A 25,951-nucleotide genomic window follows, 5' to 3' on the forward strand; every position below is an offset into this window, starting at 1 on the left:
GCGCCGTGTCTGCATTCGCATCAATGAATTCGAGGTACCTGCAATGAACACTCAATCCGTACCGTTATCCATGTCGCGCAAGGTGCTGACTGCTGGCCTGCTCGCGACCCTGCTATCGGCCTGCGCCGTCGGCCCCGACTATCACCGGCCGGAACTGGCGCCGGTCACGGCATTCAAGAACGCGCCGGCGGCAGACAGCGCCGCGCAGAACTTCGAAGCCCGCTGGTGGACGCAGTTCGGTGATCCCACGCTCGATGCGCTGGTCAGCCGCGCGGTCGCCAACAGCCTCGATCTGAAGATGGCCGTGGCGCGAGTCACTGCGGCACGGGCGGCGGTTGGCGATGCCCAGTCCAATCAGTTGCCGACCATCGGCGCCGACGCCAGCTACACCCGCAGCCGCGCCCAGCAGCCGGGCTTCGGCAGCGACCGCTTCAGCATCAGCCGCTACCAGGCCGGCTTCGACGCTGCCTGGGAGCTCGATCTGGCCGGCGGCATTCGCCGCTCGGTGGAAGCCGCGCAGGCGAACTCGCAGGCCAGCGTCGCCAGCCTGCGCGACGCCCAGGTGCGCCTGATCGCCGAAGTGGCCCGCAACTACTTCGAGCTGCGCGGCGCCCAGCTGCGGCTGGAAATCGCATCCCGCGATCTGGCCAGCCAGAGCGAAACCGTGAAGCTGACGCGGGTGCGTCGCGAAGTCGGCACCGGGCCAGAGCAGGACGTCGCCAGTGCGTCCGCAAGACTGGCGGCGACCGAAGCCCGCATCCCGCTGCTGCGTGCGGCCGAGAAGCTGGCCGGCTACCGGCTCGATGTGCTGACCGGTGCGCGTCCCGGTGAATCCGGCGTCGATCTGTCGCCGCAGCTGTTCAAGACACTGTCCAGCCAGTTGGCGATCGGCGCGCCTCAAGATCTGCTCGCTCGTCGTCCGGACGTGCAGCGCGCCGAACGTGAACTGGCCGCCGCCACCGCCGGCATCGGCATCGCCACCGCGGACTTCTATCCGCACATCGAAGTCGGCGGCTTCATCGGCTTCCTGTCCGGCAACAGCGCCGACCTCGGCAGCGTGGCTTCGCAGGCGTTCTCGATCGGCCCGAGCATTTCCTGGAACGGCCTGAACTGGAAGCGCGTGCAAGCGCGCCTCGACCAGAGCAAGGCCAACGCCGACGGCGCCTTCGCGAACTACCAGCAGACCGTGCTGCTCGCGCTCGAAGACATCGAAGGCTCGCTGACCCTGTTCAACACCCAACGCGAACGCAGCAACCACCTGCTCGAACAAGCCCGGCAAAGCCGCCGCGCCGCCGACCTAGCCGGCATCCGCTACCGCGAAGGCGCCACCGATTTCCTGGTGCTGCTCGACGCCCAGCGCACTGCCCTCGCCGCCGAAGACGATCTGGCCCAGGCCGAGACGGCGATCAATACCAGCGCGATTGCGGTTTACAAGGCGTTGGGTGGGGGTTGGGAGGCTGGGGCTTGAATGGGGAACAGAGCGCTGATCGACGTCGGGACGGGAAGCGAAACGGCAGCAGTTTCGACAGATGCAAGTCAACCGGCTTCGAGCACGAATTGGAGCCCCGGAAGATCTCCATTCAGCAGTCCAATTCGTTCCATTTCTGAAGCTTTTCTACAGCCTCAACGCCCAGGTTAACGCGCAGGCCGGCCGGAGGCAGGGCCGTCGCGTTGAACCACTAGTTGGATCCTTGCGACGAACCGCGCTACGAGGGGAACGATGATGAGGCTGGCGAGGTAGGCAGGCAGGAAGAACGGCGGGACGAACCAAGCGCGCGACGCCGATGGAAACGATGAGGGCGCGGCCAAGAAGGCGGGTAGCGTTGCCCACAGCAAAGTGGCCAGCACGAAAGTGCCAAAAACTGAGACGATGATTGCTGTTGCCGACCGCGCAAAGCGCACATGCCGGCGTCGATACAAAACTACCTGCACGACGAGGCCAATGGCGAACGCTGGCAGGCAGAACCACGCTACCAATAGCAGCGCCTCATGTGGGTATACGAAGTTCTCTTGCATTAGGTCCAACGCCAATTAGCTACAAAAATGTCGGATAGCCCGGCCTGAGCGGTGTTATGCGTCATCTTGTCGCCTAAACCATTCACGGCTGGATTCTGCAAACATTTGTCGCCTAATCCGTGACGGCGCGGACACCGGGCGGCAGGTGGATTCACTGAAAAACAGGGGCTCATCAGAGTTCCGTGCAAGGGACCGCACCACGGCTGAGTCATCAAAGGCGACATCCGTTCCTCCTGGCTCACCGCGACTTCTGGATCGGGTTCGTCAGCAGATTCGGGTGCGCCACTATAGCTTTCGCACCGAGACCGCTTACGTGAACTGGATGAAGCGGTTCAACTTTCCGCGACACGCCTCCTTCCGAAGCGAAGCCGTGGCCTGAGCAACCAACCTTAGGATGGGGCGCGCTGGCCGAGCAGCAGCCATGCTTATCTTTTGATCAGGAGATAGCTGGATGAGCGAAGCGTGGATCATCGATGCCTGCCGCACCCCGCGGGCGATCGGCAAGGCGGGCAAGGGCGCGTACACCGGCATTCATCCGCAGCGTTTGGGCGCAACGGTGCTCAAGGCACTGGCCGAGCGCAACCACCTCAACACCGCGGAGGTCGACGACATCATCTGGGCGACCAGTTCCCAGCGTGGCCAGCAGGGCGGTGATCTGGGGCGCATGTCGGCGCTGGATGCGGGCTACGACGTTCGTGCCAGCGCCGTGACACTGGACCGCTTCTGCGGCTCGGGCATCACCAGCGTCAACCTCGCCGCGGCGACGGTCCTTTCCGGCATGGAAGACTGCGTCATCGCCGGCGGCACCGAGATGATGTCCAACTACGGCTTCGGCGGTAACGATCTGCCGGCGTTTCTGGACAACGGCAATCTCCATCTGCGTCAGCTGCACCCGCAGCCGCATCAGGGCGTCTGCGCCGATGCGATCGCCGCGATGGAAGGCATCAGCCGCGAGGACTGCGACCGGATCGGCCTGGTCAGCCAGGAACGTGCGGCGCGCGCCATTGCCGAAGGGCGGTTCGCGAAGAGCCTGATCCCGGTGTTTCGCGATGACGGCTCGCTGGCGCTCGACCGCGATGAGTACCCGCGCGCCGGCACCACGCTGGAAAGCCTGGGTCAGCTCAAGGCGGCGTTCGGGCAGTTTGCCGATCGCCCGCTCGATGAAGCCGGCACGACGTATCGCCAGCTGATTCAGTCCGTCTACCCGGAGCTGGCCTTCGACGCTGTCCACCACGCGGGCAACTCGTCGGGTGTGGTCGATGGCGCGGCGGCCCTGTTGCTCGCATCGCCGCAGTACGCACGCTCGCAGGGATGGACGCCGCGCGCGCGCATCGTCGCCACCGCGAACATCGGCGACTCGCCGACCTTGATGCTCAACGCACCGGTCCCCGCCGCACGCAAGGTGTTGGCGAAGGCGGGCCTGAAGATCGAAGACATCGACCTGTTCGAGATCAACGAAGCCTTTGCAGTAGTCACCGAGAAGTTCATCCGTGATCTGGATCTGGACCGCGACAAGGTCAACGTCAACGGCGGCTCGATTGCGCTGGGCCACCCGATCGGCGCCACCGGCGCGATGCTGATCGGCACCGTGCTCGACGAACTGGAACGTCGCGGACTTCGCCGCGGCCTGGTGACGATGTGTGTGGCCGGCGGCATGGCGCCCGCCATCATCATCGAGCGTCTTTAATCAGCGGGTTTCGATAAGCCCAGATAAGCCCGCTCCTCAGCCGTGTTCTCACGGCCGAGGAGCGCATTTCGATGCGGAAAGCGGCCGAAGCGCTGGATCACTTGCTGATGCTCCAGCGCATAGCCGAGATAGTTTTCGAACTGGGCGCGAAGCGGCTCGGCAGCCTCGGCGACCAGCTGCCGGTTGAGGCTGACCGAGCGCGCCTGCTCGTCGATCGACTCCGCGTGTTCGAGCGGCAGATAGAAGAAGGCGCGCCGGATCGGCGACAGCTGCAGATCGGCGCCGGCAGAGATGCCATCCATGCAGAGCTGCTGTCCCAGCATCTGCCAGGCATAGGACTGCCCGTTGCCCCGAAACAGATGGCGGGAGAACTGGTCGACGACGATGATCGCCGCCAGCCGGCCTTCGGGAGTCGCCAGCCAGCCGTCCCGTTCGCCGTTGACCACCGCTTGATGCAGCGCGCCGAAACGATCACGAATCTGCCCGTCGACCGCTGGCTCAGCGTTCCACCATAGATCGGACTGGGTGCGGATGGTTTCCAGATCGTCATCGCCCGGCCCGAACCAGAATTCGAGAACTGCCTGCACTTCCGTGGTCATGTATCTGCTGCCTGCCGAGCGCCTATGTACGACTCTTGGGTCTAGCGCTGGCGGAACAAGACACTGTCAACGGCATGGTCTTCACCAAGCGTCAGCAGCACGTCGGCTCGCTCCGGCAGCACTCGCAGGGCGTGGGTGGTCAGCCGCTCGTAATGCTGGATGAAGCGTTCGAGCTGGGTTCGGGACTGCAAGCCGGTGGCCTTGCTGTCTGCCGCGCTGGCGGTGTCCTGCTCCTGCTGCCATCGCCAGCGGCGTACGCAGTCGATATCGGGAACGCGCAGGAACACCAGGGCATCGAGCCGCGAGAACCAGTCGGCGTAGGCCGTGCGGAGTTGCTCGTTGACGATGTGGCGCCAACGGCCATCGGCGTCTTCATTGGCTTCGAGCGCGTTGACGGGTTCAGCCAGTTCCGCTGATGACTGTGGCGGCGTGCCGACGCACCAGCCTTCGAACAGCACGATGTCGACCGGGCCGGTGATGCTGGACCAAAGGCTTGCCGGTATTCGATCGTCGTCGGCTTTCGAGAACTGCGGCAGCGCCAGCGACTCTCCCTTGCGAAGCTCGCGCAGCTTGTCGAGCGTGTCGATGCCCAGCCGCACATCGTGAGTACCGGGCACGCCGCGCGTCGCGAACAGCGGATGGACTTCAAGGGCGAGACGTTCGCGGTCCGCGCGCGGCAGATAGAAATCATCGAGCGACAGCACCACGGCGCGCAGCCCGTGCGCTGAGAGCAGCTCATCCTTCAGGAACGCGGCAGCCGTGCTCTTGCCGGAACCTTGTCCGCCGTTGATGCCGACAATCGAGCCGCATTGGCCACGCTCGCGCAGCGCCATCCACGCGGCCAGTTGGCGATAGAAAGTCTGTGTCTGCTCGTCCAGCATGAAGGGCTCCGTGCCTGGGGTTCAGGCACGGAGCCCGGCCGTTCAGTAGAGCTGAATCGAATGCCCGGCGTCGACCGTGACGATCGAACCATTCATGTGCCGGGAGGCATCGCTGGCCAACAATAACAACGGCCCGTCCAGTTCCTCGACCTGACCAAGGCGCTGCAGGGGATGGCGTTCGACATAGCTCTTGCCGATGTCGGAATCGAACAGAGGCCCGGCCATCTCGGTTTCGAAGTAGCCGGGCGCGATCGCGTTGACGCGGATGTTGTGGCCGAACATGTCGCGCGCCATCGACTTGGTCAGCTGGTTGGCAGCAGCCTTCAGCGTGCAGTAGGTCGGCACGCCGGCCATCACCTGGGTGCCGATGATCGAGGTGATGTTGACGATCACGCCGGGCTCGCCGGCGGCGATCAGGCGGGTGGAAAAGCTGCGGCAGGTGCGCATCATTCCCGACAGATTGACGTTGATGAGATTTTCCCAGTTCTCGTCCTTCAGATCCGGGAACAAGCCGAAATCCACTTGCGCCGCGCAGTTGACCAGCAGATTGACTCTGCCGAAGGCCTGCTCTGCAGCGTCGAAGATCGCTTCCACCGATGCACTGCTGCCGACATCACCGGCCACCGCCACCGCGTCCGCGCCGCTCTCGCGCAGATCGGCAACGACCTTTTCCAGACGCTCCTGATTGCGGGCGACACAGACCACCTTGGCACCCGCCGCCGCCAGCGTTCCGGCGAAGCGCTTGCCCATGCCGGTGCCGGCGCCGGTGACCAGGGCGACCTTGCCCTTCAGCGAAAACAGACTTTCGACATTCATCGACGCAGCTCCAGAAGTCATGGATCAATCCCGGCCGAGACGCGGCATCGACCAGGCCCGCTCGCGCAGGATCTTCTGGCGTTCTTCGGCCGACAGGCGCGGTGTCGATGCCGGCAGCAGGGCATCGAGTTGCGAGCGCTTGACCTTGCGGATGGTCGGCAGCGGCAGGGTGTCGGCCTCGTAGTAGCGGATGGTGATCAGGCCCGACGAATGGCCGCCGGCATCGAGCCAGTTGGCAATGCCCGGATCATCGTGCGAGATCACCGCCCGGAAGATGCCACCGTCCTCGACTCTCGCCTGATGGCCGTTGAGCGAGGTCTGGCGCAGATGGTAGTCACGCGCTTCCCAGAAATGGCTGCCGATCTGGACGTTCCAGTACTGGGTCTTCGGCAGCTGGCATTCGAGGATCAGCGCTTCGTCCAGCGCGCACTGGTACGGGCCCTTGCCGTACTGGATGGCACGCCAGCCGTAGTCGATGCCATCGAAGGCCAGGGTGTTCGGCGGCGCCGTGTAATAGGTTTCCACAGACCCGCGGAAGATCGCGGTGGCCTGGCTCAGGAAGTCGCAGAACAGCGCGGCGTTGCGGCGAATGTCAGCCTGGGTCAGCGGCGGCGGCGGGTACGTAGCGCCCTCGTTGACGATGGTCAGGCGTGCAGCCTGTTCGGTGGTCCAGTCGTAGAAGTACTGGCGGAAGATCAGCTCGCCCGGGCCTTCGGGCAGTTCCAGCCAGTTCTTCGCTTCGGCCGGGCGCTTGGCGCTGAGCACGATGTCGACGTGATTGTTCGGCCCCACCTCGGCCTTCGGCAGTCGCGCGTGCAAGGTCCATTCGCCGAGCCGCGCGAACTGGTTGCGGCGAGATTCGATGTCGAACATCTTCGCGGTGCCGCGATCGCCGCTGATGCGGTAGACGTTGTCGCCGTGCACGGGCGCCCACTGGTAGTGGCAGTCCGCGGACGGCAGGCCCCATTGCAGGTGCGTGCTGAGCAGTTGCAGGAAGCGCGGATAGTTCGGGTTGGACTCCTCCATCGTGATCGGCAGCGCACCGGCGATCAGGCGGGTCAGATAGCGCAAGCCTTCAGCGCGGGTCAGGTCGTCGGTCACTCGGGGATCGTTCCAGACCAGGGCTTCCAGCTCGCCCATGGCCTTGACCACCGCGCGCCAGATATCCGGCTGGGTGAATTTCAGATGCTCGAAGGAAGTGTGTGCAGTCATGCGGAGATGCTCCGATCTGTCGTGATGTAGCTGCGGAAGCGCTCGCCGTAGGCGGCGAAGCGTCGGTCGATGGTGTCGCTGGCGTAGCCGTAGTCAGCGGCGGAATAGCTGTAATGGCCGAGGTAATGCGGCGGGCGCTGTTCTTCCCAGGCACCGATCAGGTTGGCGGTTTCCGGCGTGAACGCGCGGCCCGCGCGTTCGTAGATGCGGCGCACCACGTCGAGCGCGTTGTCGACCACTTCCTCGTAGCGGACATCGAGGATGCGATCCGGTGGCAGCTGGTCGCGCAGTTCCAGATAGCGGTCCATCGAGCGGCCGAAGTAATCGAGCATCTCGTCGCCCAGCACCTTGCGATCGACGTGATCGCTGTGGATGCGGCGCATCTCTTCGACCAGGCCGGCGATCGAGGGCAGCAGCTTGTTGACGTCGCGATGGCAGTGCACCAGCACGGCGTCCGGGAAGGTCTCCAGCAGGATGTCGATCAAGCCGGTATGGCACGGCGATTTCAGTACCCAGCCACGGCCTCGCGCACCACCTTCCTGCCATTGCAGGTACTGCATCTGGCTGAACAGATACTGGTACACCGGCCGCCGGTCATTGTTCATGACGTGGTCGTAGAACGAGGGCGAGCGCGCGAACAGCCAGGTGACCACGCAATCGAAGGAGCCCTGCATCAGCAGCACTTCCTCGTCCGGTTGCAGCGCTTCGGTCGGGTGCCGCGCGACGAAGGCCGGAAACTGCTCGGTGAGCATCGCCACCACGGCCTGCGCGGCTTCGATGCGGCCCTTCGGATTGCCCGGCTCCTCGTCCGGGAACGGCGCCGGATTCATCATCTTCCAGTACATCATCCCCTGCGCCTGCGGGTCGGCAGACAGGATGCGCTGCAGCTTGGTGGTGCCGGTGCGCGGCAGGCCAAGCACGACGATCGGCTTGACGATCTTCTCGTCCAGGATCTCCGGGTGCGCCTTCACGTCGCGCACATAGCGCAGGCGATTGACCAGCATGTTGATCACGCCGCCGTAGGCGAGCTGCTCGCCCATCGCACTGAACCGCGCTTCTTCGCGGAAGCCGGCGATCAGCACCTCGAGCGCCTTCATGAAAGATGGATCGCCAAAATCCTCCAGCCCCGCCATTGCACGTGCGGCGGCCAGCAGTTCAGGCACGGTCTTGGGCAGCACGGCTGCCCCGATTGTTTCGGTCATCGCTCCTCCAGCACATTCAATTTCTGGGCATCGCCTCTTCGGGCGGTCGCCGATAGTTGTAGCGGGTCGCCGATTGCGGCACTGTCAGATTCGTACGCTGCGGCCTGAACAGAATCGTCCAACGATCGGGGCCTAGGGCCTGTCACCAATTACTTTGCTCGCTGCGGCGGAGGTCGTTTTTCCGCAGTGCAACTTGATAGGAGCGGCCAATGGTTATTCCATTGGCGCGACGAGCAAGGCGGCAATGCGGAAAAACGGCCCCGCCCCTTCGGGTTGCGGCCAAAAAACCGCCGGGACTTCGTTGCGAACCTTGACCATAGGTAGGCTATGGCCTGCGGTTCGCGCCTCGCCCGGCGGCTTTTTGACCTGCAACGCAGCGACCAAAGCAATTGATGACAGGCCCTAAAGCGGTGCTGGTGCAGGAGGAGAAGACAGATGGCCCACGACATCGGAATACGCGGCGTCGACGCCTACAGCCAGGCGTGCCGGACGACACCACTGATGGAACGCAAGAGCGCCGAGCGCACCGGCATCAGCCTGTATGGCTGGGGCGTGAAGCCGGACAAGGAACTGTACGTCTCGGAATCGCAGGAGCTGACGCTGGCCGTGCACCTCAGCGGCGCGCGCCGCGTGCGGGTGTTCACCGACGGCGGCTTGAGCCGGCGCTTCTCAAGGCCGGGCGACATCACGCTGATTCCGCGCGGCCAGTCGATCAGCTATCTCACCGACGGCGAAGTGGAGTTCGCCACGGCCCATTTTCCGCTCGATGCCGCGAGGATCTTCCGCGATGTCGCCGGCGACCGGCTGCTGAATCTGCCGCACTGCCTGTTCGCGATCCGTGACGATTACGTGGTGTCCAGCGTCCGCACCCTGATGCGCGCGCCGGCGCTGTCGTCGCGCAGCACGCGGCACTACGTCACCCATCTGCTCAACTCGCTGGCCTGGCATCTGGTGCGTGTGGTTGCCGATGGCAATGCCGAACCGGTCCGGCTCGCGCAATGGCAGACAACGGTAGACGGCGCGCCGCGCGAACCGGATTTCGACGCGGCGATCGCGCAGATCGACGCGCGGCTCGGCGACCGCATCGGCCTGCAGGAACTGGCCGATCACGCCGGCATGGGCCGCACCCGCTTCTGCGAGAAATTCACCCAACGCTACGGCTGCTCGCCGCATCGCTTCATCCTGCGGCGGCGCATCGAGAAAGCCAAAGCCCTGTTGCGCGAAGGCCGCAGCAATGTCACGGCGATCGCCTACGAGCTTGGCTTCAGCAGCCCCTCGCATTTCTCGGTGGCGTTCAAGGCAGCGACCCACCTGTCGCCGCTTGAATTCGCCGCGCGGGCCAACGCCGAGTAGCCGCTGCCCCAAGCCTTCAGGCCGGCCGCTGCCAACGCTCCAGCGCCTCGGTTTCGTTCTGCTCGTAGCCCATCAGCGCATCGAACACCGATAGCTTCAGATCCGGTTCCTGGCCATCGCCGAGACGGATCAGCTGCAGGCAGAACCAGCCGAGCAGGCCGAAGGATTCAACGGTCTTGAAGGCGCGGTCGTCCATGTCGGGGCCGAGCGCATCGCGCGGCATGCCGAGCCCGTGCTCGATGGTCGGCAGTTCGCTCCCCTGTCCACCCAGCAGCAGCGGTCCACAGTCTTCCGGTGCGTAGCAGGTCGGCCGGCCGATGCCGATGACATCGCAGGCGCCGGAGGCCAGCGCGTCGTCGATCGTCTTCAGGCTGCGCATGCCGCCGGTGATCATCAGCGGCATCAACACCTGCGGCCTCACGCGCTGCGCGAAGTCGAGGAAATAGGCCTCGCGCGCCGCGGTGCTGGCCGCGACCTTGCGCCCGGTCTTCGGCGCGTCTTCGCCGAGGCCGACCATCGACATCTGCTCGTAGCTGCCGCCGGAGATTTCCAGCAGATCGAGGCCGGCGTCGGACAGCCAGCGCACCACCTGCATCGACTCATCCTGGCTGAAACCGCCGCGCTGGAAATCGGCCGAATTGAGCTTCACCGAGATCGGGAAATCGGCGCCGACGGCGCGCCGCGTCGCCGCCACGATCTCCAGCAGCAGCCGCGCCCGGTTGGCGAGGCTGCCGCCGTAATCGTCGGTGCGGGCATTGGCCAGCGGGCTCAGAAAATTGGATAGCAGATAGCCGTGCGCGGCATGGATCTGCACGCCGGTGAAGCCGCTGTCGCGCGCCACGCTGGCCACGTGCACGAAACGGCGCTGGACATCGCGGATGTCGTCCAGGCTCATCGCCTGTGCCGCGCCACAACCAGCCTCTGCGACCGGCAGCGAGATCGCCGAGGGCGACAGCGGCCGCGGATGGATCGCCGCCGAGGTCTGCCGGCCCGGATGGTTGATCTGCATCCAGAAATGCGCGCCCTCGCGGGTGCCGATCGCCGCCAGCTTGCGCAGCGCTTCCAGGCCGCCGTTGTCATCGATGGCGATGTTGCCCGGCCGTTCCAGCTGACGACGATCGACCTGCACGTTGCCGGTGAGCATCAGGCCGAAGCCGTTGCGCGCCCAGCGCTCGTAGAGCCGGAAATGCCGGTCGCTGACCCGGTTCAGCGGGTCGGCCAGACCTTCGGTCATCGCCGCTTTCGCGAGGCGGTTCTTGAGTACGGCGCCGCAGGGCAGGCGAAGCTCGGTAGCAACGAGGTTACGCGGGGCTGAGTTCATGCCGCGCTCAGCCCTTCAACACGTCAGCGGTATGCATGGTGTCCAGATATTCCTTGACCGCCGCGATCTTGCCGTCGCGAACTTCGAGCAGGAAGTGGTACTCGTTGTTGTAGGTGCGGCCGTTGCCGAGCACGCCGTAGGACTCCGCTTCGCAGGCCACCTTGCTGCCTTCGGCGATCATGCTTTTCGGGGTGATCTTCAGGCCGTCCTTGGTGCCGGGCACCAGGCTGTTCAGCAGCGCGCCCATTTCCACCTTGGTCTTCAAGCCACAGAGCGGAAACAGCTCGGGTTTGCCACCGATCCACCAGGTGGCATCGGCGGTCATCATGTCCAGGGCGCCCTGAACGTCCTTGCGCCCGAAGTGGGCAAAGAAGTCGGCCACCAGTTGCTTGTTGGTTTCCAGGCTCATCGTTTCGTCTCCTCGTCCGTTGTCGTGTTTCTCGTTATGGCCCGATGCTACGACCCGATGCTACGACATGAGCCGTGGCCGCCGCCCCGAGGGATTGCCCTCGGGTGCATGAGGGCTCGGCCTCGTATCGGCGCCTTCGGTCCCGGGGTTAGGTTTCCGTCAGCTGCCGAAGTGCAGCCTCGCGAACAAGACCGAACTCGAGGAGACGAACCATGTCAGCTCAGCAACTGGACGCGGTGATCGCGGACATTCACGCCTGCTTCGGCGCCTGGTCGCCGGACACGCCGCTGCCGCAGATGCGCCGCGACTGGGACGAGGTGTTCGGCAAGGTTCCGTGCAAGGTTGGCGCGCGTTGCGAGGCGATCGACATCGGCGGCCTGCCGGGCCTGAAGGTCAGTGCGTCAAACGCGGTCGCCGATCGCGCCATCCTCTATCTACACGGCGGCGGCTATGTGTTCGGCTCGCCGCGTTCGCATCGTGATCTCGGCGAATTCCTGTCGCGTGCCGCGCAGGCGCAGGTCTACATGCTCGACTACCGCCTGGCGCCCGAGCATCCGTTCCCGGCAGCCGTGGACGACGCAACCAATGGCTGGCGCTGGCTGCTGGCGCAGGGCTATCGGCCGGGCCGACTGGTGATTGCGGGCGACTCCGCCGGCGGTGGTCTGGCGCTGGCCACGCTGCTGTCGATCCGCGATCACCACCTGCCGATGCCGGCCTGTGCGGTGACCTTGTCGCCCTGGGCCGATCTCGAATGCACCGGCGAAACCATGCTCAGCAATGCCGCGATCGATCCGATGGTCGGCAAGGACTTCACCCGCCAGCTCGCCAATCTCTACGTCACCGCTGGCAACAGTCTGCGCGATCCGCTGGCCTCGCCGCTCTATGGCGACCTGACCGGCCTGCCGCCGTTACTGATCCAGGTCGGCGAACGCGAAACCCTGCTCGACGACAGCCGCCGGGTCGCCACACGCGCCAAGCAGGCCGGCGTCGATGTGACCCTGGAGATCGAGCCCGGCCAGATCCACGTGTTCCAGATCTTCGCCAACCGGCTCGATGAAGCCGTCGCGGCGATCGAGCGGATGGGCGCCTTCGTGCGCAAGCACATCGGTTGATCGTTCAGCGCCCTTCTGCGGAAGCCATCGGGTTGTAATCCGCCGCCATGAACTTGCGGTGCAGTTGCCGGCGACGCACGCCCATGTTGCCGCCGTCGTAGAGCGGGAAGCACAGCGCGTCCTGCATCAGGCCGGAGAGCGGCGACAGCACGGTGTAGCTGTCGACGCCGACCAGGCGCATCGCGTCGTACACCGCCTGCACGCAGAGCTCCGAGCTGTACACCTTGGTCATCACCGCCAGCTCGTCGCTGCGGCGATCGGTGACGTCCAGCTGGTGGCAGGCCTTCCAGGTCAGGTAGCGCGCGGCTTCGATGCGCATCTTGATGTCGGCCAGCATGTAGCCGACGTTCTGGTGCTCGATCACCGGCACGTTGCCGGAGCGCTTGTCGTGCTTCGCGAACTCGAAGGCGATGTCGAAGGCCGCGCGCATGACGCCGGTGCAGGCGGCGCCGATCAGCGCTGCGGTCCACGAGAACGCGTACTGGCAGATCGCGATGCCGTCGCCCGGCTTGCCGAGGATGTTGCCGGCCGGCACCCGGACGTTGTTGAAATGGATGCGCGGCGATACCACCGCCCGATGGCCGACGGTATCGAGATAGCCGACCACTTCGACACCCGGTGTCGAGCCCGGCACCACGATCACCGCCAGCGATTCCGCCGGAGGCTTGCTGGGATCAGTGCGGCAGACCACCGAGATCAGATGGGCGCCTTTGCCGTCCCAGCCGCAACCGTTGGTGGTGTAGTGCTTCTGGCCGTTGATGACCCAGTGATCGCCTTCCAGGCGCGCAAAGGTCTGCACGCCGGCACTCGGGTCCGGGCAGTCGTAGTTGGAGCCGCCGGTGACTTCGGTGAACGCCAGTGCCGCCAGCCGATCACCCGGCGCTTCGAGGATTTCGCCGATCCAGCGGCGCTTCTGCTCCTCGCTGCCGTAGCCGATGATCGGTTCCATGCCGAGGCCGGTCGAAAGCAAGGTCGACGGCACGTTGATGTCGGCCACGCAAAGCTCCTCGGCAGCGATCGCGAAGTCGACGATCGACATGCCGCTGCCGCCATAGGCCTTCGGAAACAGGGCATGGACGAAGCCGGTCTGGGCCATCTGCGCGTAGAACGGCCGCGTTGCGAAGAAGCGATCCTCGTGCGCCGGATGCAGGGCGATCGTCGCCTTGACTTGGCTCAGCACGGCAGCGGCGAACTGGCGCGCGCCGGCTTGCAGGGCTTGCTGTTCGGGGCTCAGGGAAAAGTCGATGGCCATCGTGATGCGTCCTCGATCGGGTGTGCAGCGAAGCCCTTAGATTGAACGCCGCAGAAGATGCTGGCTTGGCGGATGCCGAATGCGCAGTTGGCGGATTGCGCACGCAACTGGCAAAGATCATGCGGAGGATCGGCACGTATGATCGGCGGGCGATGGACCGATAGCGAGGGCAACGATGCGAACCTGGACCACCGAGGACCGGCCGCCGGCGCAGCAGTACCCGTACTGGCGCGAGGTGCTGTGCGAAGCCTTTACCGCGCTGGATCCGGTTGCCGAATCGGTCGGCTCGTTCGAAAGCACGGTGGCGATCAAGGACCTGCTCGACGTCACCGTGTCCGACGTCCGATCCAGAGCCCAGACGGTGTTCCGCAGCGAGCGCGAAATCCGCCGCAATCCCAGCGAGTATTTCTTCGCCAACATGCAGCTGGAAGGCAGCTGCATCGTCAAGCAGGACGGCCGCGAGACGCTGATGCGGCCGGGCGATTTCTACATCGTCGACACCACGCGAACCTACGATCTGGTATTCGAGAACTGGCGAATCCTGTGCATCCGCATGCCGCGGCATTTGCTGATGCCGCGTCTGAAGGCGCCGCGCGCAGCGACTGCCGTGCGCCTGCATGACGACGGCGCACTCGGCACCGTCGCCGGTTCGTTCATGCGCTCGCTGCTGCACTGCTCGGAAGCGATTCCGCAGGCCGCGCAACTGTCGCTGGTCGACACGCTGGCGAATCTGCTGTCGATTGCCTTGGGCGCCACCACGGAGACCCGAGAGCACGGCAAGCATGCCGTCCGGGAAAGCTTCCGCGATTCGATTGCCGCCTACGTGGCGACGAACATCGCCAATCCGGAGCTGTGCGTGAACATGGTGGCCGGCCGTTTCGGGATCTCGCCGCGCTACCTGCACAAGCTGTTCGAGGACCAGGGGCAGTCGTTCTCGCAGCGGGTGCAGGAGGGCCGCCTGGAACGCTGCGCGCGTGATCTGGCCGACGCAGCCCAGGGGCAGGCGTCGATTTCCGAGATCGCCTACCGCTGGGGCTTCAACGACCTGTCCAACTTCTGCCGCGTCTTCCAGAAGCGCTACGGCATGTCGGCCGGTGATTTCCGGCGCCGCGGCGTGGACGCGGTTCGCTGATCCGCTTGCTTCAGCCGAACGCTGCGACACCCACTTCGGCAACCGACTGATCCTGCTCGCCCGAGCCGCCGCTGACACCGACGGCGCCGACCACGTGGCCGTTCTTCTTCAGCGGAATGCCGCCGGCGAAAATCATGATGCGGCCGTGATTCGAACCGTGGATGCCGAAGAACTGCTGGCCCGGCTGCGAGTTGTCGGCCAGATCCTTGGTCGCGAGATTGAAGGCACGCGCGGTGAAAGCCTTGTTGATCGAGATGTCGACGCTGCCGATCCAGGCGCCGTCCATGCGCGCATGGGCGATGAGATTGCCGCCGGCGTCGACCACCGCGATGTTCATCGGCTGGCCGATGGCCTTCGCTTTCTTTTCGGCGGCGGCGATGATGGTCCGGGCGTCCTTCAGGGAGACGAGGGTGATTTCCATGGATGGAATTCCTGGTAGGTGAATGGGAACAGCAAGAGCGCAACGCGGCAGCTTGCTACCGAACACCGGGTCTTCTCAATCCCGTGGCAGTGCTGGGACGCTACTGCTTCACCATCGGCACATGGCGCTGGAAACACTCCGCCGCCGATCGCGCCGCCGGCCCGGCCAGTTCCGGGCGAACCAGCACCAGATACAGCTCCATGTTGCGATGGCCACCGACCGCCAACGGCAAAGGCCGTACCGTGCCGTCGCGCAGCGATGACGTCACTAGATGCTCGGGCAGCCAGGCGTAGCCGAGGCCGGCTTTCACCGTCGCCAGCGAGGCTTCGATGCTGCTGACCGTGCAGCGGCGGTCGGCACCGAGCCAGCCTTCGTTGCGCGGATGCTTCTGGCCCGAATCACGAACCACCACCTGGACGTGGCGGGCCAGATGCTCGGTGGTCAGCGGCGCCTCGATCTCGAACAGCAGATGGTTCGGGCTGGCGATGGCGATGAAGCCGATATCCATCAGGAAATTGCCGAGGAAGCCCTGCGGCACGCGGGTGGTGATGACGACATCGGCGGTGCTGTCCTCGATCGCCTGCTCGGCACCGGACAGCACGGCATCGGACACCTGCATCTGGGTGCTCGGACAAAGCTGCTGCAACTCGGCGACGATGTTCAGCAGCAAACCACGCGGGAACGCCACGTCGACCACCAGGCGCAGTTCCGGCTCCCAGCCCTGCTTGAGCTTAGCCGCCAGCAGTTCCAGCGTTTCGAGATCGCGCAGCAACGGCCGGGCGCGCTGCAACAACACGCGGCCGTGTTCGGTGAGCACCGCCTTGCGGCCTTCGACGACCAGCAGCGGCACGTCCAGCGCTTCCTGCAGCCTTGCGATCGCATAGCTCACCGCCGGCTGGCTCTTGTTCAGCGCCGCCGCCGCCTGCGCGTAGCCGCCGTGATCGATCACCGCGGCCAGCACGGCCCATTGTTCCAGCGAGGTTCTTGCGAGCGCCATGCCTCAAGTTATCAATTTTGTTGATTGATGGCATCCGAAAATCGAGCTTTTTTATCCGATCCCCACGTTTTATCTTGCTTCCACACCAACCGGAGACAAGGCCATGAACCAGATCAGACTCAGCAACGAACGCGGCCACGCCGACCATGGCTGGCTCAACTCCCACCACAGCTTTTCGTTCGGCGAATACTTCGACGCCGAGCATGTCGAGTTCGGCCCGCTGCGCGTCATCAACGAAGACCGTGTGCAGCCGGGCAACGGCTTCGGCACCCATGGTCATCGCGACATGGAAATCATCAGCTACGTGCTGTCCGGCGAGCTGGCGCACAAGGATTCGCTCGGCAACGGGTCGGTGATCCGCCCTGGTGACGTGCAGCGGATGAGCGCCGGTTCCGGCGTGCGCCACAGCGAGTTCAATCCTTCGCAGGCCAAGCCGGTGCACTTCCTGCAGATCTGGATCCAGCCGAACCAGCAGGGCATCGCGCCGAGCTACGAAGAGAAGCGCTTCGAGGAAGCCGAAAAGCGCGGCCGCCTGCGGCTGATCGCATCGCCGGATCAGGCCGAAGGTTCGGTGCTGCTGCACCAGGACGCTCGTCTCTACGCCGGCCTGTTCGATGGCGCCGAGACCGCGTCCCTTAGCCTGGCCGCCGGCCGCCGCGCTTACGTGCATCTGGCTCGCGGTGCGATCACCGCCAACGGCGTGAAGCTCGCCGCCGGTGACGCGCTGAAGATCGAAGCGCTGGGCGAACTGAGCCTCAGCGAGGGCAGCGATGCCGAAGTGCTGGTCTTCGATCTGCCCGGCGCGCAGCGCAGCTCCTGATTCAAACGCCCGGCCCGGCTCGAACAGGGCCGGGCCGGACATTGCCGACGCAGTACCTCACACACAACGCAAAGGGGAAACCACCATGTCGCAAACCAACAAACTCGCCAAGCGCTCCGAAAAGGGCCTGCTGACGCCGGACAACTGCGTGCTGGCGATGATCGACCTGCAGCCGCAGATGCTGTTCGGCGTCGCCAGCCACGATCGCCAGACGATCATCAACAACAACGTTCTTCTGGCCAAGGCGGCCAAGGTGTTCGGCATTCCGGTGGTGCTGTCGACCGTCGAAAGCAAATCGTTCAGCGGCAACACCTGGCCGCAGCTGCTGGCGGCGATGCCGGGCGTCGAGCCGATCGAGCGCACTTCGATGAACTCCTGGGACGACGCCAACTTCGTCGCCGCGATCGAGAAGACCGGCCGCAAGAAGATCGTGCTGACCGGCCTGTGGACGGAAACCTGCGTCGCCCTGCCGACCGTGCAGGCGATCCACGATGGCTACGAGGTCTATGTCGCCGAAGATTGCTGCGGCGATGTCAGCCTGCTGGCCCACGACAACGCCATGAAGCGCGTCTACCAGGCCGGTGCCAAGCCGGTCACCGCACTGTCGACCCTGCTCGAATGGCAGCGCGACTGGGCGCAGCGCGATACCTATGACGCGGTGATGGACATCGTCAAGACCCATTGCGGTGCTTATGGTGCCGGCGTCGAATACGCCTACACGATGGTTCATGGCGCGCCGCCGTCGGTCATCTCGCCGTACGTCCCGGCGTCTGCCGCGCACGGCTGAACCCGGCAGCCTCGGACGATCGGCCAGAGGCTGGCTCGATCGTCCGAGGCCTGATGCTGCACCCACAATTCTGGAGACGCCGCCATGAAGATGTATCTGCTGTCGCTCGCCGCTGGCCTGCTGGTCGGCGCGATCTACGCGCTGCTGAACGTGCGCTCGCCGGCGCCGCCGGTGATCGCCCTGCTCGGGCTGATGGGCATCCTGCTCGGCGAACAGGCGGTGCCGCTGGTCAAGCGCGTGTTCGTTGCCAAAGAGCCGGTGACGGTGAGCTGGGTGAGGACGCAATGCGGCGAGCACGTCTTCGGCGCGCTGCCGGCGGCGCGGAAAGAGGCCGAACCGCGTTCGCGGCAACTAGCCGGCTAGCACCACATGAATCCTACCGATCACGATCGCCGCCGCGCCCTGCAGGGCGTCGCCGGACTCGCCGCCAGCGCCTGGCTCGGCGCTGCCACCGCACAGTCGAAGTCTGGAGATTCCCGCATGAACGACACCCCCAGCCTGATCATCCGCAACGCCCAGATCACCACCCTGGACCGGCAGAACCCGCAGGCCAATGCCCTGGCGATTGCCGATGGCCGCTTCATTGCCGTTGGCAGTGAAGACGAAGTGATGAAGCTCGCCGGCACCGGCACGCAGATCATCGATGCCGCCAAGCGTCGCCTGATTCCCGGCCTGATCGACTCGCACATCCACGTCATCCGTGGCGGCCTCAACTACAACCTCGAACTGCGTTGGGATGGCGTGCCTTCGCTGGCCGATGCGATGCGCAAGCTGCGCGATCAAGTCGCCCGCACGCCGGCGCCGCAGTGGATTCGCGTGGTCGGCGGCTTCACCGAATGGCAGTTCGCCGAGAAACGTCTGCCGACCATCGACGAGCTGAATGCCGCCGCACCGGACACACCGGTGTTCATCCTCCATCTCTACGATCGCGCCCTGCTCAACGCTGCCGCGCTGCGCGCCGTCGGCTACACCCGCGACACGCCGAATCCGCCCGGCGGCTGGATCGTCAAGGACAGCCGTGGCGAGCCCACCGGCCTGCTGCTCGCCGAGCCGAACGCGCTGCTGCTGTACTCGGCACTGGCCAAAGGGCCGAAGCTGCCGATCGAGTACCAGCGCAATTCCACACGCCATTTCATGCGCGAGATGAATCGCCTCGGCGTGACCAGCGTCGTCGATGCCGGCGGTGGCTTCCAGAATTACCCGGACGATTACCAGGTCATCGAAGACCTGCACGCCTCCGGCGAACTGACTCTGCGCATCGCCTACAACCTGTTCACCCAGAAGCCGAAGGAAGAAGTTTCCGACTTCAAAAACTGGGCGAAGCTGGTGAAGCCCGGCCAGGGCGATGCGATGTATCGCCACAACGGCGCTGGCGAAATGCTGGTGTTCTCGGCGGCCGATTTCGAAGACTTCCGCCAGCCGCGCCCGGAACTGCCGGCCGGCATGGAGAACGAGCTTGAAGCGGTAGTCCGCGTGCTGGTCAGCAACCGCTGGCCGTTCCGCCTGCATGCCACCTACGACGAATCGATAGCCCGCGCGCTGAGCGTGTTCGAGAAGGTCAACCTTGAGATTCCCTTCGACGGCCTGCACTGGTTCTTCGATCACGCCGAAACGGTCAGCGATCGCAACATCGAGCGCATCGCCAGGCTCGGCGGCGGCATCGCCATCCAGCATCGGATGTCCTATCAGGGCGAGTACTTCATCGAGCGCTATGGCGCGAAAGCCGTCGAACGCACGCCGCCGTACAAGCGGATGCTGGAGATGGGCGTCCACGTCGGCGCCGGCACCGATGCCACCCGCGTTGCCAGCTACGATCCCTGGAACGCGCTGTGGTGGCTGTCGACCGGCAAGACCGTCGGTGGCACGCGCATGTATCCGCCGGCCAATCTCGTCGATCGCGAAACGGCGCTGACGATGTACACCAAGGCCAACGCCTGGTTCTCGAACGAGGAAGGTGCCAAGGGTCAGATCAAGATCGGCCAGCTCGCCGATTTCGCGCTGCTGTCGGCCGATTACTTCAGCGTGCCGGAAGACCAGATCCGCAACCTGGTCTCGGTGCTGACCGTGGTCGGCGGCAAGCCGGTTTATGGCGATGACGAGTTCAAGCCGCTGGCGCCGGCCTTGCCGCCCGCGATGCCGGACTGGTCGCCAGTCAACTTCGGCAGCAAGTACTACAAGCCGGACCGCGAAGCGGCGCACGCGATGGCGCAGGCCAGCTGCGCCTGTGCCACCAGCTGCAATGTCCACGGCCATGCCCATGGCCGTGCCGTCACCTCCGCGACCGACGACCAGAATGGCTTCTGGGGCGCGCTCGGTTGCTCCTGCTGGGCGTTCTGATCATGACTGACAACACTCCTATTGCCCGTCCGGGCGCCGTGGCGCCGTTGCTGAGCTTTGTCGCCGGCTATGTCGATACCGTCGGCTTCATCGCGCTGTTCGGCCTGTTCACCGCCCACGTCACCGGCAACTTCGTGCTGATCGGCGCGTCCCTGGTGCAGCCCGCACACGCCGGCGTGCTCGCCAAGCTGCTGGCGCTGCCGGTGTTCATCGCCGCGGTGGCGATGACCACGGCTTTCGTGCGCCGACGGGAGCGACGGCAACGACGTTCGCTGACCCCGGTGCTGTGGGCGCAGATCGTGCTGCTCGGCGGCTTCCTCGTCGCAGCACTGCTGGCAGCGCCGATCATCCACGCCGATGCCCCGGGCGCGGTGATCGCAGGCCTGCTCGGCGTTGCCGCGATGGGCGTGCAGAACGCGGCCTCGCGGCTGATCTTCACCAGCCTGTCGCCGACCACGGTGATGACCGGCAACGTTACCCAGGTGGTCATCGACAGCGTCGATCTGCTGCGTGGCTCGAATGCCGATAACCGCGCCGTGACCCAGGCGCGGATCAGCAAGATGTGGCCGCCGGTGCTCGCCTTCGCGGTCGGTGCCGCGGCCGGTGCGGTGCTGCTGATGCAGGTCGGCATCGTCTGCCTGCTGCTGCCGATGCTGGCGATCGTTCTGGTCTCCCGTTTGGCTCTTGCTCCGGAAGTGCGCTCATGAACGCCGCCTTCTGGCTGGCCCGCGCCGGGCTGTGTCTGGCTTACGTCTACAGCGGCCTCGCCAAGCTGATCGACTTTCCGGCGGCGATCGCCGAGCAGCAGCACTTCGGCCTGCAGCCAGCGGCGCTGTTCGCCGCAGCGACGATCGCGGTGCAGCTCGGTGGCTCGGCGCTGGTACTGTTTGCGAAAGGCCGCATGGCCGCACTCGGCGCGGCGGCGCTCGCGGGTTTCACGGTGATTGCCACCGTCATCGGCCATCCGTTCTGGACGATGAGTGGCATGGAGCGCTTCCACAATCTCAACGCCTTTCTCGAACATGCCGGCCTGGTCGGTGGCTTCGGGCTGATCGCCTTGATCGCGCTGCAATCACCTGCGGCAAACACGCCATGCACGCCCGCTCGCTGAGCCTCATCGCCCTCGCCCTGCCGGCCTTCGGGCTGGCAGCGGCGGAGCAGCCGAAAGTCGATCCGGCGACCTCGGTGCTGTCGGAATACACCAACGCCGCGGCACCGGATCCGCATCCACCGCCGTACACCTTGCTGCGCTTCAACGAGCGTTACGACCGCCTCGCCGATCCCCTCCAGCGCAGCGATTTCTTCGACCCGGCGAAGTACATCGCGCTGGACGCCAGTGATCCTCACAGTTACCTGAGCTTCGGCGGCGAACTGCGCGAACGCTACGAGCAGTTCGACAACGCTGGCTTCGGCACCAGCGGCGAACCAGACGATCTGTCCTATCTGTTGCAGCGAGTCGCGCTGCATGCCGATCTGCACGTCAACGAGCGGCTGCGCTTCTTCGTCCAGGGCCTGTCGGCGCTGCAGTTCGGCGATCGCGACAGTGCCTCGCCGATCAACCAGAACCCGCTCGATCTGCAGCAGGCCTTTGTCGATTACACCTTGGGCGATCCATCGCCGAACGGGCCGAAAGTGATCGCCCGCGCCGGCCGCTTCAGCATGAATTACGGCTCGGCGCGGCTGATCGCGACACGTGCGGCGCCGAACGTGCCGTACAAGTTCGATGGCGTGCAGATCATCGCCGCACAGGGCACGGCGCGGCTCTATGCCTTCCTGGTCCGGCCGGGACAGGAGTCCCGACATCAGTTCGATGGCGAGAACGACGGTCAGAGCTTGTGGGGCGTCTACAGCTCGATGCCGACGCGCCTGAGCTTGCCGGCGACCATCGACCTGTACTACCTCGGCGCCCATTACGACAGCCGGCGCTACATCCGCGGCAGCGCCGCCGAGGATCGCCACAGCATCGGCACGCGGCTCTCAGGAACTGCTGGCGGCTGGAGCTATGACTGGGAACCGATCGTGCAGTTCGGCAGCTTCGGCAACCGCGACATCCGCGCCTGGACGATTGCCACCGACACCGGCTACAGCTTCCGCTCGCTGCCCTGGAAGCCGCGCCTCGGGCTCAAGGCCGACTACGCCAGCGGTGACTCCAAGGGGCCGGATGGCCATTACGGCGGCTTCAATCCGCTGTACTTCAAGTCCGGTTACTTCAACGACGCCAGCATCATCCGCCCGACCAACATCGCCGATCTGCATCCCTCGCTGCAGCTGGTGCCGACGCGATCGCTGACCGCGACCCTCGCTGTCGATCTGCTCTGGCGAGCCAGTGTCAACGATGGTGTCTACGGCCCGGCCGGCAACATCGAACTGCGGCCGGTGCCTGGCGCCTCGCGCTACATCGGCAACACCGCCGAAGCGGCACTGAGCTGGAAAGCCGGCCGGCACTGGGTGTGGACGGCCTCCTACGTGCATCTGTTCGCCAGCGATTACGTGCGCGCGGCGAATGGCAACGATGTCGACTTTCTCGGCAGCTGGGCGACCTTCACCTGGTGAGGTCAGCACGCTTGATCAATCGCTTTCGCAGCCGGATTGGCAACATTCGCGGAGTTCGGCTGCAGCTTATTTCCATCCCACGCGGTACAGGAGACAGCGCATGAGCTTCATCAAGACCCAAGACGGCACCAACATCTTCTACAAGGACTGGGGCAGCGGCCAGCCGGTGATCTTCAGCCACGGCTGGCCACTGTCCGCCGATGCCTGGGACGCACAGATGCTGTTCCTCGGCGAGCACGGCTACCGGGTGATCGCCCATGACCGGCGCAGCCACGGCCGTTCCGATCAGACCTGGACCGGCAACGACATGGACACCTACGCCGACGATCTCGCCGCGCTGATGGCCGCGCTTGATCTCAAGGACGCGGTGATGATCGGTCACTCCACCGGCGGTGGCGAAGTGGCGCACACCATCGGCCGCCATGGCACAGGCCGGGTCGCCAAGGCGGTGCTGGTCGGTGCCGTGCCGCCGCTGATGCTGAGGACCGCCGGCAATCCCGATGGCGTGCCGATGCAGGTGTTCGACGACATCCGCAAGGGCGTGATCGACAACCGCGCGCAGTTCTACAAGGATCTTGTGATGCCGTTCTACGGCTACAACCGGCCGGGTGCCACCGTTTCCGAAGGCGTTCGCGACTCGTTCTGGCTGCAGGGCATGCTCGGCGGCCTCAAGGGTCAGTACGACTGCATCAAGCAGTTCTCGGAAGTGGATTACACCGAGGACCTGAAGAAGATCGACGTGCCGACCCTGATCGTCCACGGTGACGACGATCAGATCGTGCCGATCGGCACTGCGGCGCTGCTGTCCTCGAAGATCGTCAGGAACGCGATGCTGAAGATCTACGCCGGCGCGCCGCACGGTCTGGCAACTACCCATGCTGATCAGCTCAATGCCGATCTGCTGGCCTTCATCAAAGCCTGAGTCGCAGAGACACGCCGACTCATCCCGCTGCGCTCAGACAGCGGGATGAGCGGCGTTACCAGGTTTCGCAGAACGGCCTGATCTCGGCATTGAAGGTCCAGGCCGAACGGTCCTGATGGGCCAGATGCCAGGCCTCTTCGGCGATCGCTGCCGGCTTGATGAAGAAGTCGTCCGGGCGACCGGGAAAGGCCTTGCGCGTCCAGGCCAGATCGATGACTGCATCGATGGTCAGATAGGCCACGTGCACGCCCTTCGGTCCCACTTCTCGGGCGATGGCTTCGGCGAGCACGCGTTGCGCCGCCTTGCTCGGCGCGAAGCCGGCGAAGTTCGCCTTGCCGCGAAATGCGGAGGTGTTGCCGGTGGCCAGGATCACGCCCTGCCCCGCCGCGATCATCGGCGGTGCCAGACGCCGCGCGAGATGCAGCAGCGCCATGGTGTTGATCTGGAAGTTGCGTTCCAGCTCGGCCGGATCGATATCCAGGAAGTTGCCGAAGGTGCCGCCGACGGCGTTGTGGATGAACACCGAGGGATCACCGAAGGTCTGCCGGACGGCCGCCAGGGTCGCGTCGATCTGGGCACCGTCGGTGACATCGCAGACGAAGCCCTTGCTGTCCTCGATTTCGCTTTCCAGCAGCTTCAATCGGGCTTCATCGCGCGCCAGCATGGCGACGCGATAACCGCCTTTCGAGAAGCGGCGGCTCAGTGCCGCGCCGGTGCCGGGGCCCACGCCGGTGATCAGGGCGACTGGTTTGCTCATGCGCTACTCCGTGTGGCTGCCGCGCGTCAGCCGCGCGAGGTTTGGTTCGGTGGATCGAGGATGCTCAGGGTCAAGGCCGCGACCTGATCCATCGCGCGGTTGCTGGCCTTGGTGCGCTCCATGATCCGCGCGCCTTCGATGCCGTTGACGAGGTATTGCGCCAGCACGTCGGCGCTCCAGTCGCTGCGCACCGTGCCTTCCGCCTGACCGCGCTGGATGGTCTTGCGGAATACCGTGGTCAGCGCCGCGAAGGTGTCGCGAACGATGGCCTGCGCCTCGGGATCTTCATCGCCCAGTTCGAGTGCCGAGTTGGTCGCGAAGCAGCCCTTGCGTTCGGTACGCCCACCGCGCGCCATCAGCTTGCGGATGGTGCTGTCGAGCCCGGCACGGGCATCCGGCGCTTCATCCAGCATGCCTTGCACGCTGTCGAGTACCAGCTGCCGGTACTGGAGCAGTGTTTCCAGATAGAGCTTCTGCTTGCTGCCAAAGCTCGCGTAGACGCTGGGCTTCTCGACACCGAGCGTGCTGGTCAGCATGTCCATCGAGGTGCCGCGGTAGCCGTGATCCCAGAACAGGGTCAGCGCGCGGTCCAGCGCTTCTTCGCGTTCGATCTTTCTGGCCATGAGGGGAGATTCCGGCAAATGTTTCCTTGTGTTGACCAACTGTACCACACGGTATAGCGTATCTGTACCGATCGGTATAAGTCAGAGCCGGCATCGTCCAGGTCATCAGATGTCCATCGAGGAGATTCGCCATGCACATTGCAGTCGTGTTCCACAGCGGCTACGGACACACCGCCCGTCAGGCACTTGCGGTTGCCGAAGGTGTCGAGCAATCGGGCTTCGCCAAGGCGCTGCTCGTCGATGTCGCCAAGGACATTCCCTGGGATGAACTGGGCAGCAGCGCCGGCATGATCTTCGGCTGCCCGACCTACATGGGCGGGCCATCGGCAGTATTCAAGAAGTTCATGGAAGACAGCTCCTCGCGCTGGATGAAGCAGGAATGGGCGGACAAGGTCGCCGCCGGCTTCACGACCTCGTCGAGCCAGAGCGGCGACAAGCTCAACACCCTGGTCTCGCTGGCGATCTTCGCCGCGCAGCACGGCATGTTCTGGATCAGCACGGGCCTGATGCCCGGCAACAATGTCAGCACCGGTTCAGTCAACGACATCAACCGGCTCGGCAGCTGGCTGGGCGCAATGGCGCAGGCCAACTTCGATCAGCCACCGGAACTGGCGCCACCAGAAAGCGATCTGCTGACCGCCCAGAAACTGGGGCTCCGCGTTGCCAGTGCAGCGAAACGCTTCGCAGGCGCCTGAGTCTGAGTCTGGGTCCGCTGATCGAACCACGAATATCGAGAGCTTCC

26 protein-coding genes are annotated in these 25,951 nt (G+C 64.9%); 14 read left to right on the plus strand and 12 right to left on the minus strand.

Annotated features, from left to right (window positions below):
* Positions 1–43: 43 nt before the first annotated feature.
* Positions 44–1,468: an efflux transporter outer membrane subunit gene (locus tag Q0D45_RS02270; protein WP_293387915.1), complete on the plus strand. Its 1,425-nt coding sequence runs from the start codon at positions 44–46 to the stop codon at positions 1,466–1,468.
* A gap of 999 nt (positions 1,469–2,467) precedes the next feature.
* A complete protein-coding gene (locus tag Q0D45_RS02275; protein ID WP_293387917.1) occupies positions 2,468–3,703 on the plus strand; it encodes an acetyl-CoA C-acetyltransferase in 1,236 nt (411 codons plus the stop codon).
* Here the strand turns inward: Q0D45_RS02275 and Q0D45_RS02280 are convergent.
* From Q0D45_RS02280 to Q0D45_RS02300, 5 genes are read right to left on the minus strand one after another with little or no spacing between them, the layout of a single operon-like run.
* Positions 3,700–4,302, minus strand: coding sequence for a DUF924 family protein (locus tag Q0D45_RS02280; RefSeq protein ID WP_293387919.1), 603 nt, complete (start codon positions 4,300–4,302; stop codon positions 3,700–3,702). The two genes, Q0D45_RS02275 and Q0D45_RS02280, sit on opposite strands and share 4 nt — an antisense overlap.
* Before the next feature lie 41 nt (positions 4,303–4,343).
* Positions 4,344–5,183 carry a hypothetical protein gene (locus tag Q0D45_RS02285; RefSeq protein WP_293387922.1) on the minus strand — a complete coding sequence of 280 codons (840 nt, stop codon included), beginning with the start codon at positions 5,181–5,183 and terminating at the stop codon, positions 4,344–4,346.
* Between the two features lie 42 nt (positions 5,184–5,225).
* Positions 5,226–5,999 (minus strand): SDR family oxidoreductase, encoded by a 774-nt coding sequence (locus tag Q0D45_RS02290; RefSeq protein ID WP_293387925.1) that lies wholly within the window; start codon positions 5,997–5,999, stop codon positions 5,226–5,228.
* A gap of 24 nt (positions 6,000–6,023) precedes the next feature.
* A complete protein-coding gene (locus tag Q0D45_RS02295; RefSeq protein ID WP_293387927.1) occupies positions 6,024–7,211 on the minus strand; it encodes a DUF1214 domain-containing protein in 1,188 nt (395 codons plus the stop codon).
* Positions 7,208–8,413 carry a sulfotransferase gene (locus Q0D45_RS02300; protein ID WP_293387929.1) on the minus strand — a complete coding sequence of 402 codons (1,206 nt, stop codon included), beginning with the start codon at positions 8,411–8,413 and terminating at the stop codon, positions 7,208–7,210. Before Q0D45_RS02300 ends, Q0D45_RS02295 begins: the two co-directional genes overlap by 4 nt.
* 435 nt (positions 8,414–8,848) lie before the next feature.
* Between Q0D45_RS02300 and Q0D45_RS02305 the strand changes: the two genes are divergently transcribed.
* Positions 8,849–9,766, plus strand: a complete 918-nt coding sequence (locus Q0D45_RS02305; RefSeq protein ID WP_293387931.1) for a helix-turn-helix domain-containing protein — start codon at positions 8,849–8,851, stop codon at positions 9,764–9,766.
* Between the two features lie 16 nt (positions 9,767–9,782).
* Here the strand turns inward: Q0D45_RS02305 and Q0D45_RS02310 are convergent, their stop codons facing one another.
* Both Q0D45_RS02310 and Q0D45_RS02315 read right to left on the minus strand, forming a co-directional pair.
* On the minus strand, positions 9,783–11,087 hold the full coding sequence (locus Q0D45_RS02310; RefSeq protein ID WP_293387934.1) for an NADH:flavin oxidoreductase/NADH oxidase family protein: 1,305 nt from the start codon (positions 11,085–11,087) through the stop codon (positions 9,783–9,785).
* Positions 11,088–11,094: 7 nt separating this feature from the next.
* The gene (locus Q0D45_RS02315; RefSeq protein ID WP_293387937.1) at positions 11,095–11,496 is read right to left on the minus strand and encodes a nuclear transport factor 2 family protein; all 402 of its coding nucleotides are present in this window, start codon (positions 11,494–11,496) and stop codon (positions 11,095–11,097) included.
* Positions 11,497–11,708: 212 nt separating this feature from the next.
* Between Q0D45_RS02315 and Q0D45_RS02320 the strand changes: the two genes are divergently transcribed.
* Complete coding sequence (locus Q0D45_RS02320) at positions 11,709–12,608, plus strand: alpha/beta hydrolase (protein ID WP_293387940.1); 900 nt, start codon at positions 11,709–11,711, stop codon at positions 12,606–12,608.
* A gap of 4 nt (positions 12,609–12,612) precedes the next feature.
* Here the strand turns inward: Q0D45_RS02320 and Q0D45_RS02325 are convergent, their stop codons facing one another.
* Positions 12,613–13,860 carry an acyl-CoA dehydrogenase family protein gene (locus Q0D45_RS02325; RefSeq protein ID WP_293387942.1) on the minus strand — a complete coding sequence of 416 codons (1,248 nt, stop codon included), beginning with the start codon at positions 13,858–13,860 and terminating at the stop codon, positions 12,613–12,615.
* Between the two features lie 175 nt (positions 13,861–14,035).
* Here Q0D45_RS02325 and Q0D45_RS02330 point away from each other — a divergent pair, with 175 nt between their 5' ends.
* Positions 14,036–14,992: a helix-turn-helix domain-containing protein gene (locus tag Q0D45_RS02330; RefSeq protein ID WP_293387944.1), complete on the plus strand. Its 957-nt coding sequence runs from the start codon at positions 14,036–14,038 to the stop codon at positions 14,990–14,992.
* A 10-nt stretch (positions 14,993–15,002) separates the two neighbouring features.
* On the opposite strand, the gene Q0D45_RS02335 is transcribed toward Q0D45_RS02330, so the two are convergent.
* Together Q0D45_RS02335 and Q0D45_RS02340 are read right to left on the minus strand one after the other, a co-directional pair.
* Complete coding sequence (locus Q0D45_RS02335; protein ID WP_293387946.1) at positions 15,003–15,413, minus strand: heme-binding protein; 411 nt, start codon at positions 15,411–15,413, stop codon at positions 15,003–15,005.
* A 100-nt stretch (positions 15,414–15,513) separates the two neighbouring features.
* Positions 15,514–16,410: a LysR family transcriptional regulator gene (locus Q0D45_RS02340; protein ID WP_293387948.1), complete on the minus strand. Its 897-nt coding sequence runs from the start codon at positions 16,408–16,410 to the stop codon at positions 15,514–15,516.
* A gap of 103 nt (positions 16,411–16,513) precedes the next feature.
* Between Q0D45_RS02340 and Q0D45_RS02345 the strand changes: the two genes are divergently transcribed.
* From Q0D45_RS02345 to Q0D45_RS02380, 8 genes are all read left to right on the plus strand, one after another.
* Positions 16,514–17,230, plus strand: a complete 717-nt coding sequence (locus Q0D45_RS02345) for a pirin family protein (RefSeq protein WP_293387951.1) — start codon at positions 16,514–16,516, stop codon at positions 17,228–17,230.
* Positions 17,231–17,315: 85 nt separating this feature from the next.
* Entirely contained in the window at positions 17,316–18,017 is a 702-nt protein-coding gene (locus Q0D45_RS02350) for a hydrolase (RefSeq protein ID WP_293387954.1), read from the plus strand.
* An 84-nt stretch (positions 18,018–18,101) separates the two neighbouring features.
* Positions 18,102–18,380, plus strand: coding sequence for a DUF1427 family protein (locus tag Q0D45_RS02355; protein WP_293387957.1), 279 nt, complete (start codon positions 18,102–18,104; stop codon positions 18,378–18,380).
* A gap of 117 nt (positions 18,381–18,497) precedes the next feature.
* The gene (locus Q0D45_RS02360) at positions 18,498–20,354 is read left to right on the plus strand and encodes an amidohydrolase (RefSeq protein WP_366946318.1); all 1,857 of its coding nucleotides are present in this window, start codon (positions 18,498–18,500) and stop codon (positions 20,352–20,354) included.
* 2 nt (positions 20,355–20,356) lie between these two features.
* Positions 20,357–21,061 (plus strand): YoaK family protein, encoded by a 705-nt coding sequence (locus tag Q0D45_RS02365; RefSeq protein ID WP_293387963.1) that lies wholly within the window; start codon positions 20,357–20,359, stop codon positions 21,059–21,061.
* Complete coding sequence (locus tag Q0D45_RS02370) at positions 21,058–21,465, plus strand: DoxX family protein (RefSeq protein ID WP_293387966.1); 408 nt, start codon at positions 21,058–21,060, stop codon at positions 21,463–21,465. Before Q0D45_RS02365 ends, Q0D45_RS02370 begins: the two co-directional genes overlap by 4 nt.
* On the plus strand, positions 21,447–22,907 hold the full coding sequence (locus Q0D45_RS02375) for an alginate export family protein (protein WP_293387969.1): 1,461 nt from the start codon (positions 21,447–21,449) through the stop codon (positions 22,905–22,907). Before Q0D45_RS02370 ends, Q0D45_RS02375 begins: the two co-directional genes overlap by 19 nt.
* A 100-nt stretch (positions 22,908–23,007) precedes the next feature.
* Complete coding sequence (locus Q0D45_RS02380) at positions 23,008–23,829, plus strand: alpha/beta hydrolase (protein ID WP_293387972.1); 822 nt, start codon at positions 23,008–23,010, stop codon at positions 23,827–23,829.
* A gap of 55 nt (positions 23,830–23,884) precedes the next feature.
* Here Q0D45_RS02380 and Q0D45_RS02385 read toward each other — a convergent pair whose 3' ends face one another.
* Both Q0D45_RS02385 and Q0D45_RS02390 read right to left on the minus strand, forming a co-directional pair.
* Complete coding sequence (locus Q0D45_RS02385) at positions 23,885–24,586, minus strand: SDR family NAD(P)-dependent oxidoreductase (protein WP_293387975.1); 702 nt, start codon at positions 24,584–24,586, stop codon at positions 23,885–23,887.
* 26 nt (positions 24,587–24,612) lie between these two features.
* Positions 24,613–25,209, minus strand: a complete 597-nt coding sequence (locus Q0D45_RS02390) for a TetR/AcrR family transcriptional regulator (protein ID WP_293387978.1) — start codon at positions 25,207–25,209, stop codon at positions 24,613–24,615.
* Between the two features lie 131 nt (positions 25,210–25,340).
* Here Q0D45_RS02390 and Q0D45_RS02395 point away from each other — a divergent pair, with 131 nt between their 5' ends.
* On the plus strand, positions 25,341–25,904 hold the full coding sequence (locus tag Q0D45_RS02395) for a flavodoxin family protein (protein WP_293387981.1): 564 nt from the start codon (positions 25,341–25,343) through the stop codon (positions 25,902–25,904).
* Positions 25,905–25,951: the final 47 nt, after the last annotated feature.

Source organism: Nevskia sp., from assembly GCF_023266035.1.
Taxonomy (GTDB): domain Bacteria; phylum Pseudomonadota; class Gammaproteobacteria; order Nevskiales; family Nevskiaceae; genus Nevskia.

What these genes read in the sequence shown, in the direction of transcription:
- Q0D45_RS02270 (WP_293387915.1), top strand. Translation starts at nt 44, where the DNA reads ATGAACACTCAATCCGTACCGTTATCCATGTCGCGCAAGGTGCTGACT.
- Q0D45_RS02275 (WP_293387917.1), top strand. Translation starts at nt 2,468, where the DNA reads ATGAGCGAAGCGTGGATCATCGATGCCTGCCGCACCCCGCGGGCGATC.
- Q0D45_RS02280 (WP_293387919.1), bottom strand. Translation starts at nt 4,302, where the DNA reads ATGACCACGGAAGTGCAGGCAGTTCTCGAATTCTGGTTCGGGCCGGGC.
- Q0D45_RS02285 (WP_293387922.1), bottom strand. Translation starts at nt 5,183, where the DNA reads ATGCTGGACGAGCAGACACAGACTTTCTATCGCCAACTGGCCGCGTGG.
- Q0D45_RS02290 (WP_293387925.1), bottom strand. Translation starts at nt 5,999, where the DNA reads ATGAATGTCGAAAGTCTGTTTTCGCTGAAGGGCAAGGTCGCCCTGGTC.
- Q0D45_RS02295 (WP_293387927.1), bottom strand. Translation starts at nt 7,211, where the DNA reads ATGACTGCACACACTTCCTTCGAGCATCTGAAATTCACCCAGCCGGAT.
- Q0D45_RS02300 (WP_293387929.1), bottom strand. Translation starts at nt 8,413, where the DNA reads ATGACCGAAACAATCGGGGCAGCCGTGCTGCCCAAGACCGTGCCTGAA.
- Q0D45_RS02305 (WP_293387931.1), top strand. Translation starts at nt 8,849, where the DNA reads ATGGCCCACGACATCGGAATACGCGGCGTCGACGCCTACAGCCAGGCG.
- Q0D45_RS02310 (WP_293387934.1), bottom strand. Translation starts at nt 11,087, where the DNA reads ATGAACTCAGCCCCGCGTAACCTCGTTGCTACCGAGCTTCGCCTGCCC.
- Q0D45_RS02315 (WP_293387937.1), bottom strand. Translation starts at nt 11,496, where the DNA reads ATGAGCCTGGAAACCAACAAGCAACTGGTGGCCGACTTCTTTGCCCAC.
- Q0D45_RS02320 (WP_293387940.1), top strand. Translation starts at nt 11,709, where the DNA reads ATGTCAGCTCAGCAACTGGACGCGGTGATCGCGGACATTCACGCCTGC.
- Q0D45_RS02325 (WP_293387942.1), bottom strand. Translation starts at nt 13,860, where the DNA reads ATGGCCATCGACTTTTCCCTGAGCCCCGAACAGCAAGCCCTGCAAGCC.
- Q0D45_RS02330 (WP_293387944.1), top strand. Translation starts at nt 14,036, where the DNA reads ATGCGAACCTGGACCACCGAGGACCGGCCGCCGGCGCAGCAGTACCCG.
- Q0D45_RS02335 (WP_293387946.1), bottom strand. Translation starts at nt 15,413, where the DNA reads ATGGAAATCACCCTCGTCTCCCTGAAGGACGCCCGGACCATCATCGCC.
- Q0D45_RS02340 (WP_293387948.1), bottom strand. Translation starts at nt 16,410, where the DNA reads ATGGCGCTCGCAAGAACCTCGCTGGAACAATGGGCCGTGCTGGCCGCG.
- Q0D45_RS02345 (WP_293387951.1), top strand. Translation starts at nt 16,514, where the DNA reads ATGAACCAGATCAGACTCAGCAACGAACGCGGCCACGCCGACCATGGC.
- Q0D45_RS02350 (WP_293387954.1), top strand. Translation starts at nt 17,316, where the DNA reads ATGTCGCAAACCAACAAACTCGCCAAGCGCTCCGAAAAGGGCCTGCTG.
- Q0D45_RS02355 (WP_293387957.1), top strand. Translation starts at nt 18,102, where the DNA reads ATGAAGATGTATCTGCTGTCGCTCGCCGCTGGCCTGCTGGTCGGCGCG.
- Q0D45_RS02360 (WP_366946318.1), top strand. Translation starts at nt 18,498, where the DNA reads ATGAACGACACCCCCAGCCTGATCATCCGCAACGCCCAGATCACCACC.
- Q0D45_RS02365 (WP_293387963.1), top strand. Translation starts at nt 20,357, where the DNA reads ATGACTGACAACACTCCTATTGCCCGTCCGGGCGCCGTGGCGCCGTTG.
- Q0D45_RS02370 (WP_293387966.1), top strand. Translation starts at nt 21,058, where the DNA reads ATGAACGCCGCCTTCTGGCTGGCCCGCGCCGGGCTGTGTCTGGCTTAC.
- Q0D45_RS02375 (WP_293387969.1), top strand. Translation starts at nt 21,447, where the DNA reads ATGCACGCCCGCTCGCTGAGCCTCATCGCCCTCGCCCTGCCGGCCTTC.
- Q0D45_RS02380 (WP_293387972.1), top strand. Translation starts at nt 23,008, where the DNA reads ATGAGCTTCATCAAGACCCAAGACGGCACCAACATCTTCTACAAGGAC.
- Q0D45_RS02385 (WP_293387975.1), bottom strand. Translation starts at nt 24,586, where the DNA reads ATGAGCAAACCAGTCGCCCTGATCACCGGCGTGGGCCCCGGCACCGGC.
- Q0D45_RS02390 (WP_293387978.1), bottom strand. Translation starts at nt 25,209, where the DNA reads ATGGCCAGAAAGATCGAACGCGAAGAAGCGCTGGACCGCGCGCTGACC.
- Q0D45_RS02395 (WP_293387981.1), top strand. Translation starts at nt 25,341, where the DNA reads ATGCACATTGCAGTCGTGTTCCACAGCGGCTACGGACACACCGCCCGT.